The organism is Sulfitobacter sp. TCYB15 (assembly GCF_040435955.1).
Taxonomy (GTDB): Bacteria; Pseudomonadota; Alphaproteobacteria; order Rhodobacterales; family Rhodobacteraceae; genus Sulfitobacter; species Sulfitobacter pontiacus.
Window position 1 is genome coordinate 393,164 of sequence record NZ_CP159193.1, and the last position, 13,933, is coordinate 407,096.

The following is a 13,933-nucleotide window of genomic DNA, read 5'->3' on the forward strand; positions in this document are numbered from 1 at the left end:
GGCGCGTCAGGCAAAGGCTTGGCGCGCTATTTTTTTGATCCGCTCGAACCGCATGACATTGGCGATAGATCCATGTTCTTGAATCCGGTTCCAGTCGGTCAGGATCTGCACCCGCGTCAGGAAGTGCACCGTGGGATCATCGGGCGGGACCAGCGTGTATCCTTCAAAGAACGCGTCCCAGGCGGCGGGGGGAACGCTGTGGCTTTTGGGCAAGGCATCAAGGTCGCCGACCATCTGGGTATAGCTTTGCAGCAGCCGCGCGATGTCATAGCCCACGGGCGACGGTGTGGTCGCTGAAAAATCGAACGCTGCCGTCTCGTCGGGCGCCATCACCAGATTATACCCGTTCAGGTCGCCATGTTTCGCTGCGATCCGGCCCGCGTGTCCTTGGGCCTGTGGCGCGAAGTCCGCGATACGGCCCACATAGGCCGCAAATCGTTGCTTGCCGTTGATCCGACGCGCACCGCTTTCAACACGCGCCACCAGACGGTGCAGGTGATTGACCATGAACCGCGGCTGAAACGGATGGGTGCCCTGCAAAGTGGCCCCGTGAAACGCCGCCAGCCAGCCGCCCGCCCGTCGCAGCAAGGGGGCGTGATCCTCTGTCTGGCGGCACAGGTCCAGAAACGTGTCGCCCTTGGCAAAGCACATCAGATAGGCCTGCTGGCCCGCCTCCGCCGCGAGGATTTGTGGCACGCTATAGCCGGGCACGCCGTCGAGCGCGTCACAGGCTGCCTGATGGGCCGCAAGCATCGCGGTGAACCTGTCGGTATCCCACGGACGTGCCACGTGTTTGAACACGACAGAGCCCCCGTCACGCCCGTCATAGCGCTGCACGATCTGGCGCTGGTTGCTGTCATCCTTGATCCACTCGGCCACGCAGGTACAGGTTTCGGGCGCAATCCCCGCCTTGGCCGACAATCGCTCAAATATCTGAAATCCTTTGGTTTTCAGGTCGTCTACCGGGGGCATTCAAATCCTTTCGGGACATTAGCCTTGCGAAACAGCGGCGGGGTTTTCATATAGGTTTGAACTATGGAGGCTACATGTCAAAGCAAGAATTCCCCGGCTGGCACGGGACCACCATTATCGGTGTGAAGAAAGACGGCGAAGTCGTGATCGCGGGCGACGGTCAGGTCAGCCTTGGCCAAACCGTGATCAAAGGAACCGCACGCAAGGTGCGCCGGCTCAGCCCCGGCGGGTTTGACGTTGTGGCGGGCTTTGCCGGATCGACCGCTGATGCTTTCACGCTGCTGGAACGGCTTGAAGCCAAGCTTGAAGCCACGCCCGGGCAGTTGGCGCGTGCCAGTGTCGAGCTTGCCAAAGACTGGCGCACCGACAAATACCTGCAAAAGCTCGAAGCGATGCTGATCGTGTCAGACGGGCGCGAGCTGCTGGTGATCACCGGCGCGGGCGACGTGCTGGAGCCTGAACATTCTGTCGCGGCCATCGGGTCGGGCGGGAATTACGCGCTGGCCGCGGCGCGCGGCATGATGGACAGCGACCGCGACGCCGAAACCGTCGCGCGGGATGCGATGAAGATCGCGTCGGACATCTGCGTTTATACCAATGGTAACCTCACGGTGGAGAAAATCACACAATGACCGATCTGACCCCCCGCGAAATCGTCTCTGAACTTGACCGTTTTATCATCGGCCAGAACGACGCCAAACGCGCCGTTGCCGTGGCGCTGCGCAACCGCTGGCGCCGCAAGCAATTGGGCGATGATCTGCGCGACGAAGTCTACCCCAAGAACATCCTGATGATCGGGCCTACCGGCGTGGGCAAGACCGAGATCAGCCGCCGCTTGGCAAAACTGGCGCGGGCCCCTTTCCTCAAGGTCGAGGCGACGAAATTCACCGAAGTCGGCTATGTCGGCCGCGATGTGGAACAGATCATCCGTGATCTGGTAGACAGCGCCATCGTCATGACCCGCGAATACATGCGCGAGGACGTGAAGGTCAGCGCGCATAAGGCCGCCGAAGAACGCGTTGTTGACGCGATTGCGGGCAAGGACGCCCGCGAAGGCACCCGCGATATGTTCCGCAAGAAGCTGAAAGCGGGCGAGCTGGACGATACGATGATCGAGCTTGAAGTCGCCGATACCTCTAGCCCGTTTCCGGCGATGGATATCCCCGGACAACCCGGCGGCGGTATGGGGATGATGAACCTTGGCGATCTTTTTGGCAAAGCCATGGGCGGCCGGACGGTCAAGAAACGCCTGTCAGTCGCCGAAAGCTACGAGGTGCTGATCAGCGAAGAGGCCGACAAGCTGCTGGATGACGAAACCGTCAACCGCGCCGCGATCGAAGCGGTAGAGCAGAATGGCATCGTCTTTCTGGACGAGATCGACAAGGTGTGCGCCCGCTCTGACGCGCGTGGCGGCGATGTCAGCCGTGAAGGCGTGCAGCGCGACCTGCTGCCCCTGATCGAAGGCACCACCGTATCGACAAAACACGGACCGGTGAAAACGGATCACATCCTGTTTATCGCCTCGGGCGCCTTCCATATTGCCAAGCCGTCCGACCTGTTGCCCGAATTGCAGGGCCGCTTGCCGATCCGCGTCGAGCTGCGCGCGCTGACGGAGGATGATTTCGTTCGCATCCTGACCGAGACCGACAATGCGCTGACGCTGCAATATACCGCGTTGATGGGCACCGAAGAGGTCGAGGTCACATTCACCGACGAAGGTATCAAGGCGCTGGCCAAGATCGCCGCCGATGTGAACCAGTCGATCGAGAATATCGGCGCGCGGCGGCTTTACACCGTGATGGAGCGTGTCTTTGAAGAGCTGTCGTTCAGCGCGCCGGATCGCACCGGCGAAAAGATCACCGTCGACGGAGATTTCGTCGAGAAGAACCTGGGCGAACTGACACGATCCACCGATCTGTCACGCTACGTTCTTTAGGGCTTTTCAATCTGCCATGCGCCTGAGAATGATGGCGCATGGCATACTTCAGATTTATCCGCGCCAATTGGGTGTTCTTGTTGGCGGGTTTCCTGCTGACATTTACCTCGGCCTATGGGCAGACCTATTTCATCTCGCTTTTCGCGGGCGAGATTAAGGGCAGTTTCGGGCTGTCTGACGGTCAATGGGGCGGGATCTATACCATCGGCACGACGCTCTCGGCGATCACGATGATCTGGGCGGGTGTGCTGACAGACCGGTTTCGGGTGCGTCGGCTGTCATTCTGGGTAATGGTCGCGCTGGCGGGCGCCTGTCTGGCGATGGCCGCTGTGCCTAACTGGATCGCGCTGATCTTTGTCATCTATGCGCTGCGTCTGACCGGGCAGGGGATGATGTCTCAGCTTGGGGCCGTGGCGATGGTGCGCTGGTTCGAAGCCGCACGGGGCAAGGCGCTGTCGCTGTCGTCTATGGGTTTTGCGGCGGGTCAGGCGATATTGCCTGTCGTCTTCGTCGCCCTTTTCGCAAGCTTTCACTGGCGCAGCCTTTGGGTGCTGGCCGCCGCTTTGGTGCTGATCACCATGCCGGTGATGCTGCTGTTGCTGCGGCAAGAGCGTACGCCGCAATCCATGGCGCAAAGCACGCAATCGGCGGGGATGGACGGGCAGCACTGGACGCGGGTGCAGATGATCCGTCATGGGTTGTTCTGGCTGATGATCCCGCTGGTGATCGGTCCTCCGGCGTGGGGGACGGCGCTGTTCTTTCAGCAGGTCCACCTGACAGAGGTGAAGGGCTGGACGCTGGTCAGCTTTGTCGCGCTGATGCCGCTTTATACGGTGACATCCGTGGTCTCGACCTTTGTGTCGGGCTGGGCAATCGACCGGTTTGGCGTGACGCGGGTCACGCCGGTGCAAATGCTGCCTTTTGCGCTGTCTTTCGCCGTGCTCGCCTTTGCCGATACGATTGCGATGGCGGGTGTCGGGTTGATGATCTTTGGCGTGGGGCAGGGGATGCAGGCGACCGCGACCTCTGTTTTCTGGGCCGAATTCTATGGCACGCGCTATATCGGGTCGATCAAGGCCGTGGGTGCCGCGCTGATGGTGTTCGGGTCGGCCATCGGGCCGGGGGTGACGGGGCTGTTCATTGATCTGGGCGTTGATTTCCCGCAGCAGATGATCCCGATTGCGATCTACTATGCCGTGGCCGCGATCATGGCGACGGTCGGGGTGCTACGCTACCGCAAGCGGTTGGTCGCGCCCGCCACAGCCTAACGGTGACGCCGCAGATAGACGTAATAGGCGCCGCCGCCGCCGTGGCTGATATGCGCCTGACTGACCTGAAGCACGGCTGACGACAGCGGCGGCATCGACAGCCATTGCGGCACCTGATGGCGCAGCACGCCGTGGCGCACGGGGATCGGGCCGCCTTCGTCGCGCATCTTGCCTTTGCCGGTGATCACCAAGACAAGGCGTCGCCCCTTGGCATGCGAGCCCAGAATGAACTTGGTCAGCGCAGGGTGCGCGCGGTCCAGCGTCATACCGTGAAGGTCGATGCGACCCTCGGGGCGCATCTTGCCCCGCTTGAGCTTGCCAAACGCCTTTGAATCCATCTGCACCGGTGCCTGACGCAGCTGATCGGGCAGGGAAGGCATCAGATCATGGGTGTTTCGCCGCGGCTTGGGATCGGGCTTGCCCATGACGACAGAGCTGCGCTTGCGGATTTGCGGCGGCGTTGGTGCGGGGCCGTGGATCGAGGAGGTGCCGTCAATCTCGGCGCGGAACAGCTTGTCAACGTCGAGCTTTTCCGTCCGCTCTGTCACCTTTTTCCAAAGCGACAGATCATCCTTATCCAGACGCTTGCGGCTCATAGCAGCGGCTCCGGCAAAAGCGCATAGGCGCGCTGGATCGGCATCAGGACCATCATCCGCCCCGGATCACGCAGCTTGCCCGCGGCACGCCCCGCCTTGTCGCCGGTGCCAAAGAACACATCCGCCCGTTGCGCGCCCTTGATCGCCGACCCGGTATCCTGCGCGATCATCAAGCGATGCATCGGTTCCTTGCCCTCTTTTTCGATCCAGACAGGGGCGCCGAGCGGTACAAACTTGGGGTCCACAGCGACGGTGCGCAGGGTGGTCACCGACCGGTTCATCGCGCCAAGCGGCCCCTGATCGGCGGGCACCTGATTGACCTCGCGAAAGAACACATAAGACGGGTTGTGATACAGCAGCTCGCGCCCGTCATCAGGGTTACGACGGACCCAGTTCTTGATCACCTCTGCGCTTACCTGATGCGGGTCATAGACGCCGCGGCGCACCAGTTCGACGCCGATCGACCGGTACGGGTGGCCGTTCGCCCCACGGTAACCCACACGCAGATAATTGCCATCGGGCAGCCTGATCCGGCCAGAGCCTTGGATTTGCAGAAAGAAAAGTTCGACCGGGTCGTCGACATAGGCGATTTCAAGGCCGCGGCCCTTCATCACGTCGGTATCCAGAATATCGCGGCGGGTCAGCCACGGGTTGTTCGCCTTCGCCTCTGGCGGCATGGCATAGACCGGATAGCGGTAGCGGTCGGAGGGGTAGAGATCACCGTCAAGTTCAGGTTCGAAATAGCCCGTGAACATCGCCTCGTTTCCGTCCTCGATCAACACAGGCCGGAACAGAAGTTCAAAGAACTGGCGCGGGTCGGGGTCGGATTTGGCATAGGCGCAGATGTTGCGCCAATCGACATCCTTCATATCACCGCAGGTATTCAGAAACGCGCGCAGGGCGGCGGCGTGGTCGTCGGTTTCCCACCCCTCAAGCTGGTCGAACGACAGGATCGAATAGGACACATCTGTCGCAGAAGCGGGCGGCGCCATCAGGCCCGCCCACAGCAATGCACCCGCACAGGCACGTTTTAACCGTCTGTAGAAACGAGCAGCCAATTTGGATCATCCGAGCCCATGACACGGGCAAACACCCATGTGTCTTTTTGACGATTGACCTCTGTCGTGCTGCCTTCGACGATTTCACCATCGCGGTCTTTCACGACCGACGTCAGCTCGGCCACGAAACGGATCGTCAGCTCTGCCTCGTTGGTGGTCTTGTCCATCGTGGCGTTCTCAAGCTCCATCTCGCGGATGCCGATAAAGTGGCTTTCCACGGTCAGGCCCTGGTCTTCACGCGCGGCAACACCTTCGACAAAGCTTTCGTAGATGTCTTCCGAAAGGAAGGGTTTGATCTCGTCCAGATTACCGTGTTCGTAGCCCATCACGATCATCTCGTAGGCGCCGCGGGCGCCGCCCAGAAAGTCGCTGACCCCAAAGGACGGCTCGACACGCTTCATCTCGGCCAGGGCGAGCGCGGTATCGGACCCTTCGGGCGCGTGATCGGTAATATCCAGATCGGGGCCACCTTCGATGACTTCGAACGCGGGGCCGCTGGGGCGTTCGGGTTTCTCGCTGACCTCGGCCGGTTTTTCAAAACCGGTGCGTGTGCCAAGCACATTCTTGAGCCGCAGGATCAGGAACACGGCAATAGCGGCCAGTACCAGAAGCTGTATCATGGGCGAATTCATAGGTACCTCGTGCTGAGAAACATGGAAACGTCGGTCTAGTGCCCCTATGTAGGGTGTGAACCGGGCCAAGTCCACTCTGGCCCATAGGAAAGGACGCATGCCATGTGGCTGTTTTTGGCTTTTATTGCCGTACCGTTGATAGAAATAACGTTGTTCATTCAGGTGGGTGGGGCAATTGGCCTCGGCTGGACGCTGGCGATTGTTGTTTCTACCGCGATCATCGGCACCTATCTGATGCGCGCACAGGGTGCGCTGGCGCTTGGCCAGATCAAATCGTCCCTGTCCGAAGTCCGTGATCCGACCGAACCGCTGGTGCATGGCGCGATGATCCTGTTTGCCGGCGCGTTGCTGCTGACACCGGGGTTTTTCACCGATGCCCTGGGCTTTGCGCTGCTGATCCCCAGCGTGCGTACCGCTGCGTTCAAAGCTGCACGCAGCAAGGTCAACGTGAGCAGCGTCCATATGGGCGGCACCTCGGGGCCACGGCGCCCGCAACCCCATCGTCCGATGCAGGGGGATGTGATCGATGGCGAGTATCACGAGCTGTCGGAACAGGACCGCGGGCCCAAACGCCCCTCTGGCTGGACGGATCACTGACGACGGGGCATTGACTGCGGGCCACCGACTTCAGGCCATTTGAAGCGGGCCATTGAGCGCGGCAAGGCGATCTGATAAGCCCGACTAAATGAGTTTATTGTCTTAAGGAGCCTCTAAATGGCTGAAGAAGAAGCAACACAACCGACCCAGGCCGCACAGCCGCAGATGCGCATTCTGGGTCAGTTCATTCGTGATATGTCCTTTGAAAACATCATGGCGCAAAAAGGCGCGCCGACAGATGTGCAGCCCGACGTTCAGGTTCAGGTCAATCTGGATGCGAAAAAGCGGTCGGCCGAGAACCAGTATGAATCCGCGATCAAGCTTCAGGTCACGTCAAAAGCCAAAGGCGGCGACGCGACGCTGTTCCTGCTGGAAATCGACTATGTCGGTATCTTCCACGTTGAAAACGTGCCCGAAGACCAGATGCACCCGTTTCTGCTGATTGAATGCCCGCGCATGATCTTCCCGTTCCTGCGCCGCGTTGTCAGCGATGTGACCCGCGACGGTGGCTTCCCGCCGCTGAACCTCGAAAACATCGACTTTGTTGCGCTGTATCGCAACGAGATCGCGCGCCGTCAGGCCGAGAATACGCAAAAAGCGGACGCCTAAAGCGTCTTCCAGACAGCGCTGTCGCCCAGTTTATCGACAAATTCGGTATGGGCGGCGGCCTCTTGCGGGGTAATCCGCGAGGGTAGGGGCGTCGGGCGCGGTTTTGGCGTCCAATCGGGAGTGGTATCGCCCTCTTTCTTTTCCGGTTTGGTCGACAGGCCGAAGTCCGGTTGCCGCCCGCCGATCAGCTCTAGATAGACATCCGCCAGAATTTCACTGTCAAGCAAAGCACCGTGGAGCGTCCGCGACGTGTTGTCGATGCCAAAGCGGCGGCATAGCGCATCCAACGACGCGGGCGAACCCGGAAAGCGTTTGCGCGCGATGGCCAGCGTATCAAGCGCCTGTTCCCACGGGATCTGGGGCAGCCCCATCCATTTCAATTCCGCGTTCAGAAACTTGATATCGAAGGCGGCGTTGTGGATCACCAGCTTTGAATCACCGATGAAATCCAGAAAATCCTGCCCGATCTGCGCAAACTTGGGTTTGTCGCGCAAAAAGTCGTCGCCCAGCCCGTGCACCTCGAAGGCTTCGGCGGGCATGCTGCGTTCGGGGTTGATATATTGGTGATAGGTATTGCCGGTCGCCACGTGACCCATCAGTTCAACCGCACCGATTTCAACGATCCTATCGCCGCTTTCAGGGTCGAATCCGGTGGTTTCCGTATCCAGTACGATCTCACGCATGGGACAGCTTTCCTTTGATATCGTCGATGACGGCCTCCACCTGCGCGCGGGCGTGGGGCAGGGTGTCTGTTTCAATCACATAATCGGCCAAAGCGCATTTTTCATCGTTTGGCATCTGTTTGGCGCGGATGTTTTCGAACTGTTCCAGCGTCATCGTCCCGCGCGCCATCACGCGCTTTTGCTGGATGTCAGCCGAGACCGTGACACAGGCCACCGCATCCATGCGTTTGTCACCACCGGTTTCAAAAATCAACGGGATGTCGAGCACGACGATCTTGGCCTTTGTTTCCGCCAGAAAGGCCGCCCGATCTTCACCGACCAGCGGATGCACAATGCTTTCGATCGTTTTCAATACGGTGGGGTCCGCATCAATCAGGCTTTTGAGTGCGGGCCGCGATACCTCGCCCGCAACCACCGCATCAGGTAGCGTTTCTTGGAAGGCCGCGACGGCGGCCCCCCCCTTGGCATAGAGCCGATGCACGGCGGCATCCGCGTCCCAGACGGCGCAGCCAAGATCAGCGAACATTTGTGCGGTGGTCGATTTCCCCATACCGATCGACCCGGTCAGACCCAGAAGAAACATCAGCGCAACGCCGCCAGGCGTGTTTCATGGTCCACCGTCGGTCGCGCGCCAAACCACCGTTCGAACCCCGGCACCGCCTGATGCAAAAGCATGCCTAAACCGTCAACAGTGACGCATCCTGCCGCCTCTGCGGTTGCCAGAAGCGTGGTTTTCAACGGTGCATAGACCAGATCCGTAACCACGGTATCGGCGCGCAGCCCATCAAGCGGCACGCGCAGCTCGGATTTTCCGATCATCCCCAGCGATGTGGTGTTCACCACGAGGCCGGCGTGGCTGACCATCGTCCCCGCCTGCGACCAGTCGTAGACCGTCACGCGGTTGCCAAAGACCGACCGCAACCGTTCGGCCCGCACACGGGTGCGATTGGCGAGCAGGATCTCGGGCACACCAGCGTCCAGTAGCGAAGATATCACGGCCCGCGCGGCGCCACCGGCACCAAAGACGCAGGCGGGGCCATTACCCGCCACCCAATCCGGCGCGCCTGCCTTGAGGTTTTCGATAAACCCGTAGCCGTCCGTATTATCGCCCTGAATTTTACCGTCGGCGCGGAAGGTGATCGTATTCACCGCCCCAATCATCGCGGCGCGGTCTGTGATGATATCTGCGATCTCGATCACCGCTTCTTTATGGGGGATCGTGACATTGGCACCGATGAACCCCATTTTCGGCATCGCCTCAAGCACTTGGCGGAGGTCTTCGGGTTCGACGTGAAGGGGGATATAGGCACCTTGCAGCCCAAGCGTTTTCAGCCAGTGCCCGTGGATCTGTGGGGATTTTGAATGGGCAATCGGCGATCCGATCACACCTGCCAGCGGTATTTTAGCCAAGCTCATGCGGATAGATCCCCCCGTAGCGTCAGATAATTCAACAGTTCAAGCAGGGGTAACCCTAGGACATTAAAGTAATCGCCTTCAATGCCGCTGAACAGCCTGACGCCTTCCTCTTCTAGTTTATAGGCGCCGACCGCATGTTGGATACTGTCCCAGTTCCGCGCGACGTACTCCTCTATATAACTGTCCGACGCGTCGCGCATGCGCAGCCGCACCTGACCCACGTGACGCCAGATCGGTTTGCCATCCTCGACGATCACCGCAGCGGACAGCAAGCTATGGCGATCACCGCGCAGGGATTTCAGCTGGGCAATCGCCTCGTCTGGCGTGGCGGGTTTTGACAGCAGCGTCCCGCGATGGTCGAGCACCTGATCACAGCCCATCACCAAGGCGCCCGGGGTCTTGTCGCTGACTTTGCGGGCTTTCATCTCGGCCAGTGTATCGGCGATGTCGCGGGGGGGTGCCTGCTCTGCCAGCAGGGCCGACTTAATCATTTGTTCATCAATGCGCGCCACGCTCACCTCATGGGGGACGCAGGCCTGTTGCAGCAGCTGTGACCGGATCGACGACCCGGAGGCGAGGATGAAACGTTGGGGCATGGGGATAAACCTGTGTGCGACGCTAGGAAGTTCTTAGGGATTTTTCCCCCGAATGGCGAGAGTGCGCGAAAGCGTCGGGAAAACCCCTGTCTGCCAGCGGGAAATTCCAGCTTTATACGGGGCGGCATAAGGATAAATCGCAAACCCCCTGAACGGAGTTAATCCCAAGCTTATCCACAAAGCTACACAGTTTATCCCCTGAAAATTTTTTAATTAAGTATTTGAAAAAGGGTGAATTTATCCGCGCGGCGCCGAGTTATCATCGATACGGGATTCACAACATGCACAGGTGGATAAATCGAGGTACAAAACAGTAATCCACAGAAAATGATCCCCCTACTTACATCATCATCTTTCTTCTTTTCTTATTTATATTAGTAAGAAGGCACCAACCGGAGTGTGACATGACCGACTTGCTTGCCATCGCCTATCCTTGGGTAAAATCGCTTCATATTATCTCGGTCATTTCGTGGATGGCAGCGCTGTTCTATCTGCCGCGGCTTCTCGTGCATCATACAGAGCAGGTGGGCCAAAGCGGCCAGACCCACGATCTTTTCAAGAAGATGGAGTTCAAGCTTGCCACCGTGATCATGCGCCCCGCGATGATTAGCACCTGGATTTTCGGGCTGGCGCTGGTGTTCACACCGGGCATCGTCGACTGGGCCGCTGTGTGGCCCTGGACGAAGGGGGCAAGCGTATTTGCGATGACAGGGTTCCACGGGTGGCTTGTCGGGCGTGTGAAGGCCTTTGCAGCGGGGGAGAACCGGCTGAGCGGCAAACGTTACCGGATCATGAATGAAGTCCCGACGCTGCTGATGATCATCATCGTATTCTCGGTCGTCGTGAAATTCTAAGCTGATTGACGAAACCCGCCATTCTGAGTATGTGTTTCCTGCACCCCGTCCGGGGACCGTATACATCTGCCCATTTTTATGACACGACCCGCCCGCATTCCGGGATCGGAACAGGATATTTCCATGACAACTGAAACACTTAACCTTGCCGATCTAAAGGCGCAGACGCCCAAGAATCTTCTGGCGATGGCCGAAGAGCTTGAGATCGAAAACGCATCGACCATGCGTAAAGGCGAAATGATGTTCCAGATCCTGCGCGAACGTGCGGATGAAGGCTGGGAAATCTCGGGCGATGGTGTGCTGGAAGTGTTGCAGGACGGGTTTGGCTTCCTGCGGTCGCCCGAAGCGAACTATCTGCCGGGCCCCGATGACATTTACGTCTCGCCCGAGATGATCCGCCAGCACTCGCTGCGCACCGGCGACACAATCGAAGGTCTGATCAAGGCGCCAGATGATGCGGAGCGGTATTTCGCGCTGACAGATGTCACCAAAATCAACTTTGAAGAGCCGGAAAAAGCGCGCCACAAGGTCGCCTTTGAAAACCTGACGCCGCTTTACCCTGATGAACGTCTGACAATGGAAGTCGATGATCCGACGATCAAGGACCGGTCCTCGCGTATCATCGATCTGGTATCGCCGATCGGTAAGGGCCAGCGCTGCTTGATCGTGGCGCCGCCACGGACCGGTAAAACGGTTCTGCTGCAAAACATCGCGAATTCGATCGAACAGAACCACCCCGAGTGTTACTTGATCGTTCTGCTGATTGACGAACGCCCCGAAGAAGTCACTGATATGCAGCGTAGTGTCAAAGGGGAGGTTGTTTCTTCGACCTTCGACGAGCCTGCAACGCGCCACGTGGCCGTGTCGGAAATGGTCATCGAAAAGGCGAAACGTCTGGTCGAGCATAAGCGCGACGTTGTGATCTTGCTGGATTCGATCACCCGTCTGGGCCGCGCCTTCAACACGGTTGTGCCGTCGTCGGGTAAGGTTCTGACCGGTGGTGTTGATGCCAACGCGCTGCAACGCCCCAAACGTTTCTTCGGCGCCGCGCGGAACATTGAAGAGGGTGGGTCGCTGACCATTATCGCCACCGCGCTGATCGACACCGGCAGCCGCATGGACGAGGTGATCTTTGAAGAATTCAAAGGGACCGGTAACTCTGAAATCGTGCTGGATCGCAAGATTGCGGACAAGCGCGTCTTCCCTGCGATCGATATTCTGAAGTCCGGTACGCGGAAAGAGGATCTGCTGGTCGACAAAAACGATCTGCAAAAGACCTTTGTGTTGCGTCGTATTCTGAACCCGATGGGCACGACGGATGCGATTGAATTCCTGATCGGGAAGTTGAAGCAAACCAAGACGAACTCCGATTTCTTCGACTCAATGAATAGCTAAATATTCATTTAAATCAGTGGGTTAAATGATATGGATACGATATTCGCCCAAGCCACAGCGCAGGGGCGGGCCGGTGTTTGCGTCATTCGTATCTCGGGCCCGCAGGCGTTTTTTATCGCTGAAACCATCGCGCAGCCATTGCCCGCCCCGCGGGTGGCCGCCGTGCGGGAAATTAGTGACGCCGATGGGCAGGTCATTGATCGTGCGCTTGTCCTGACTTTCGAAGGTCCGAACAGCTTTACCGGCGAGGACACGGTTGAGCTTCATTTGCATGGCAGCATCGCGGTGGTGCGTGCGGTACTGGCGCTGCTCTCTGGTTTTGACGGCACGCGCCTTGCCGAGCCGGGCGAATTTACCCGCCGTGCGATGGAGAATGGCAAGCTTGACCTCACGCAGGTTGAAGGCTTGGGTGACCTTATCGAAGCAGAGACCGAAGCCCAGCGAAAACAAGCCTTGCGCGTTTTGTCCGGTCACTTGGGTCAAAAGGTCGACATCTGGCGCGAGAAACTGATCCGTGCGGCCGCGCTGCTTGAGGTGACCATCGATTTCGCGGATGAAGACGTTCCCGTCGACGTCTCGCCCGAGGTTGCGGAACTGCTGAATGCGGTGAACGCCGATATTCTGGCTGAAATCGCCGGTACGCATACGGCGGAACGTATCCGAACGGGTTTTGAGGTCGCTATCATCGGCCGGCCCAATGCCGGGAAATCCACTTTGTTGAACGCATTGGCGGGGCGCGATGCGGCGATCACCTCTGCCGTGGCGGGCACGACGCGCGACGTGATCGAGGTCCGGATGGACCTTGGTGGCCTGCCGGTGACCTTGCTGGATACGGCAGGCTTGCGCGAGGGGGCAGATGAGGTCGAAGCCATCGGGATCGACCGCGCGAAAACCCGCGGCGAGCAAGCTGACCTGCGCGTGTTTTTGGTTGAAGAGGGTGAGGAACTGCCTGTCGCCGCAGCTGCGGATGATATCGTCCTGCGACCAAAGGCTGACTTACGCGATAGCTCGGACGACGCTATATCTGGTGTGACGGGGCAGGGCGTACCGCAGCTGATAGAAAGAATACAGGCCATCCTTGGCGCGCGAAGCCTGAATGCCGGCCTTGCGACGCACGAACGTCACCGCGTTGCATTGCAGAAATCAGCCGAGGGATTAGCTGCTGCGATGTTGGTTCTGGATCACGGCCCCGATCAATATGATATAGCATCAGAAGAACTGCGCCATTCGATTCGCGCACTTGAGGCGCTGGTAGGCCGAATTGACGTTGAGAACCTGCTGGATGTAATCTTTTCGAGCTTTTGCTTGGGAAAATAGATGG

Annotated in this window: 16 protein-coding genes; 8 read left to right on the forward strand and 8 right to left on the reverse strand. The window is 59.0% G+C overall.

From position 1 onward, the window contains the following. Window positions 1–6: 6 nt before the first annotated feature. Complete coding sequence (locus ABM428_RS01825; RefSeq protein ID WP_353628100.1) at window positions 7–972, reverse strand: phosphotransferase; 966 nt, start codon at window positions 970–972, stop codon at window positions 7–9. Window positions 973–1,046: 74 nt separating this feature from the next. Here ABM428_RS01825 and hslV point away from each other — a divergent pair, with 74 nt between their 5' ends. From hslV to ABM428_RS01840, 3 genes are read left to right on the forward strand one after another with little or no spacing between them, the layout of a single operon-like run. Next, window positions 1,047–1,604 carry an ATP-dependent protease subunit HslV gene (hslV, locus tag ABM428_RS01830; RefSeq protein ID WP_005850743.1) on the forward strand — a complete coding sequence of 186 codons (558 nt, stop codon included), beginning with the start codon at window positions 1,047–1,049 and terminating at the stop codon, window positions 1,602–1,604. Continuing rightward, window positions 1,601–2,908 (forward strand): ATP-dependent protease ATPase subunit HslU, encoded by a 1,308-nt coding sequence (gene hslU, locus ABM428_RS01835; RefSeq protein WP_009825703.1) that lies wholly within the window; start codon window positions 1,601–1,603, stop codon window positions 2,906–2,908. The genes hslV and hslU overlap by 4 nt, the downstream gene beginning before the upstream one ends. Window positions 2,909–2,946: 38 nt before the next feature. Then, window positions 2,947–4,176 carry an MFS transporter gene (locus ABM428_RS01840; RefSeq protein ID WP_353628101.1) on the forward strand — a complete coding sequence of 410 codons (1,230 nt, stop codon included), beginning with the start codon at window positions 2,947–2,949 and terminating at the stop codon, window positions 4,174–4,176. On the opposite strand, the gene ABM428_RS01845 is transcribed toward ABM428_RS01840, so the two are convergent. Genes ABM428_RS01845 through ABM428_RS01855 form a run of 3 tightly spaced genes read right to left on the reverse strand, consistent with a single transcriptional unit; the run spans window position 4,173 to window position 6,462 of the window. Then, window positions 4,173–4,772 (reverse strand): Smr/MutS family protein, encoded by a 600-nt coding sequence (locus tag ABM428_RS01845; RefSeq protein WP_353628102.1) that lies wholly within the window; start codon window positions 4,770–4,772, stop codon window positions 4,173–4,175. The genes ABM428_RS01840 and ABM428_RS01845 overlap by 4 nt on opposite strands. Then, window positions 4,769–5,764 (reverse strand): murein transglycosylase A, encoded by a 996-nt coding sequence (locus tag ABM428_RS01850; protein WP_037942861.1) that lies wholly within the window; start codon window positions 5,762–5,764, stop codon window positions 4,769–4,771. The genes ABM428_RS01845 and ABM428_RS01850 overlap by 4 nt, the downstream gene beginning before the upstream one ends. A 38-nt stretch (window positions 5,765–5,802) precedes the next feature. Then, entirely contained in the window at window positions 5,803–6,462 is a 660-nt protein-coding gene (locus tag ABM428_RS01855; protein ID WP_005850752.1) for a Tim44/TimA family putative adaptor protein, read from the reverse strand. Between the two features lie 102 nt (window positions 6,463–6,564). Between ABM428_RS01855 and ABM428_RS01860 the strand changes: the two genes are divergently transcribed. After that, window positions 6,565–7,059, forward strand: coding sequence for an FxsA family protein (locus ABM428_RS01860; protein WP_353628103.1), 495 nt, complete (start codon window positions 6,565–6,567; stop codon window positions 7,057–7,059). Between the two features lie 117 nt (window positions 7,060–7,176). Then, window positions 7,177–7,668 carry a protein-export chaperone SecB gene (gene secB / locus ABM428_RS01865; protein ID WP_005850756.1) on the forward strand — a complete coding sequence of 164 codons (492 nt, stop codon included), beginning with the start codon at window positions 7,177–7,179 and terminating at the stop codon, window positions 7,666–7,668. Here the strand turns inward: secB and dnaQ are convergent. Genes dnaQ through ABM428_RS01885 form a run of 4 tightly spaced genes read right to left on the reverse strand, consistent with a single transcriptional unit; the run spans window position 7,665 to window position 10,363 of the window. Further along, complete coding sequence (dnaQ, locus tag ABM428_RS01870) at window positions 7,665–8,351, reverse strand: DNA polymerase III subunit epsilon (RefSeq protein ID WP_005850757.1); 687 nt, start codon at window positions 8,349–8,351, stop codon at window positions 7,665–7,667. The genes secB and dnaQ overlap by 4 nt on opposite strands. Then, window positions 8,344–8,934: a dephospho-CoA kinase gene (gene coaE / locus ABM428_RS01875; protein ID WP_184583687.1), complete on the reverse strand. Its 591-nt coding sequence runs from the start codon at window positions 8,932–8,934 to the stop codon at window positions 8,344–8,346. Before coaE ends, dnaQ begins: the two co-directional genes overlap by 8 nt. Then, complete coding sequence (locus tag ABM428_RS01880; RefSeq protein ID WP_353628104.1) at window positions 8,934–9,767, reverse strand: shikimate dehydrogenase; 834 nt, start codon at window positions 9,765–9,767, stop codon at window positions 8,934–8,936. Before ABM428_RS01880 ends, coaE begins: the two co-directional genes overlap by 1 nt. Continuing rightward, window positions 9,764–10,363 (reverse strand): nucleoside triphosphate pyrophosphatase, encoded by a 600-nt coding sequence (locus ABM428_RS01885; RefSeq protein ID WP_180828503.1) that lies wholly within the window; start codon window positions 10,361–10,363, stop codon window positions 9,764–9,766. Before ABM428_RS01885 ends, ABM428_RS01880 begins: the two co-directional genes overlap by 4 nt. A gap of 404 nt (window positions 10,364–10,767) precedes the next feature. Here ABM428_RS01885 and ABM428_RS01890 point away from each other — a divergent pair, with 404 nt between their 5' ends. From ABM428_RS01890 to mnmE, 3 genes are all read left to right on the forward strand, one after another. Then, on the forward strand, window positions 10,768–11,217 hold the full coding sequence (locus ABM428_RS01890) for a CopD family protein (protein WP_353628105.1): 450 nt from the start codon (window positions 10,768–10,770) through the stop codon (window positions 11,215–11,217). 123 nt (window positions 11,218–11,340) lie between these two features. Then, complete coding sequence (gene rho, locus ABM428_RS01895) at window positions 11,341–12,612, forward strand: transcription termination factor Rho (protein WP_005850767.1); 1,272 nt, start codon at window positions 11,341–11,343, stop codon at window positions 12,610–12,612. Window positions 12,613–12,642: 30 nt separating this feature from the next. After that, window positions 12,643–13,929 (forward strand): tRNA uridine-5-carboxymethylaminomethyl(34) synthesis GTPase MnmE, encoded by a 1,287-nt coding sequence (gene mnmE / locus ABM428_RS01900; RefSeq protein WP_132997649.1) that lies wholly within the window; start codon window positions 12,643–12,645, stop codon window positions 13,927–13,929. Window positions 13,930–13,933 lie beyond the last annotated feature (4 nt).

What these genes read in the sequence shown, in the direction of transcription:
- ABM428_RS01850 (WP_037942861.1), bottom strand. Translation starts at nt 5,764, where the DNA reads ATGGCGCCGCCCGCTTCTGCGACAGATGTGTCCTATTCGATCCTGTCG.
- ABM428_RS01880 (WP_353628104.1), bottom strand. Translation starts at nt 9,767, where the DNA reads ATGAGCTTGGCTAAAATACCGCTGGCAGGTGTGATCGGATCGCCGATT.
- dnaQ (WP_005850757.1), bottom strand. Translation starts at nt 8,351, where the DNA reads ATGCGTGAGATCGTACTGGATACGGAAACCACCGGATTCGACCCTGAA.
- hslU (WP_009825703.1), top strand. Translation starts at nt 1,601, where the DNA reads ATGACCGATCTGACCCCCCGCGAAATCGTCTCTGAACTTGACCGTTTT.
- ABM428_RS01840 (WP_353628101.1), top strand. Translation starts at nt 2,947, where the DNA reads ATGGCATACTTCAGATTTATCCGCGCCAATTGGGTGTTCTTGTTGGCG.
- ABM428_RS01885 (WP_180828503.1), bottom strand. Translation starts at nt 10,363, where the DNA reads ATGCCCCAACGTTTCATCCTCGCCTCCGGGTCGTCGATCCGGTCACAG.
- ABM428_RS01845 (WP_353628102.1), bottom strand. Translation starts at nt 4,772, where the DNA reads ATGAGCCGCAAGCGTCTGGATAAGGATGATCTGTCGCTTTGGAAAAAG.
- ABM428_RS01825 (WP_353628100.1), bottom strand. Translation starts at nt 972, where the DNA reads ATGCCCCCGGTAGACGACCTGAAAACCAAAGGATTTCAGATATTTGAG.
- mnmE (WP_132997649.1), top strand. Translation starts at nt 12,643, where the DNA reads ATGGATACGATATTCGCCCAAGCCACAGCGCAGGGGCGGGCCGGTGTT.
- coaE (WP_184583687.1), bottom strand. Translation starts at nt 8,934, where the DNA reads ATGTTTCTTCTGGGTCTGACCGGGTCGATCGGTATGGGGAAATCGACC.
- secB (WP_005850756.1), top strand. Translation starts at nt 7,177, where the DNA reads ATGGCTGAAGAAGAAGCAACACAACCGACCCAGGCCGCACAGCCGCAG.
- ABM428_RS01855 (WP_005850752.1), bottom strand. Translation starts at nt 6,462, where the DNA reads ATGAATTCGCCCATGATACAGCTTCTGGTACTGGCCGCTATTGCCGTG.
- hslV (WP_005850743.1), top strand. Translation starts at nt 1,047, where the DNA reads ATGTCAAAGCAAGAATTCCCCGGCTGGCACGGGACCACCATTATCGGT.
- ABM428_RS01860 (WP_353628103.1), top strand. Translation starts at nt 6,565, where the DNA reads ATGTGGCTGTTTTTGGCTTTTATTGCCGTACCGTTGATAGAAATAACG.
- rho (WP_005850767.1), top strand. Translation starts at nt 11,341, where the DNA reads ATGACAACTGAAACACTTAACCTTGCCGATCTAAAGGCGCAGACGCCC.
- ABM428_RS01890 (WP_353628105.1), top strand. Translation starts at nt 10,768, where the DNA reads ATGACCGACTTGCTTGCCATCGCCTATCCTTGGGTAAAATCGCTTCAT.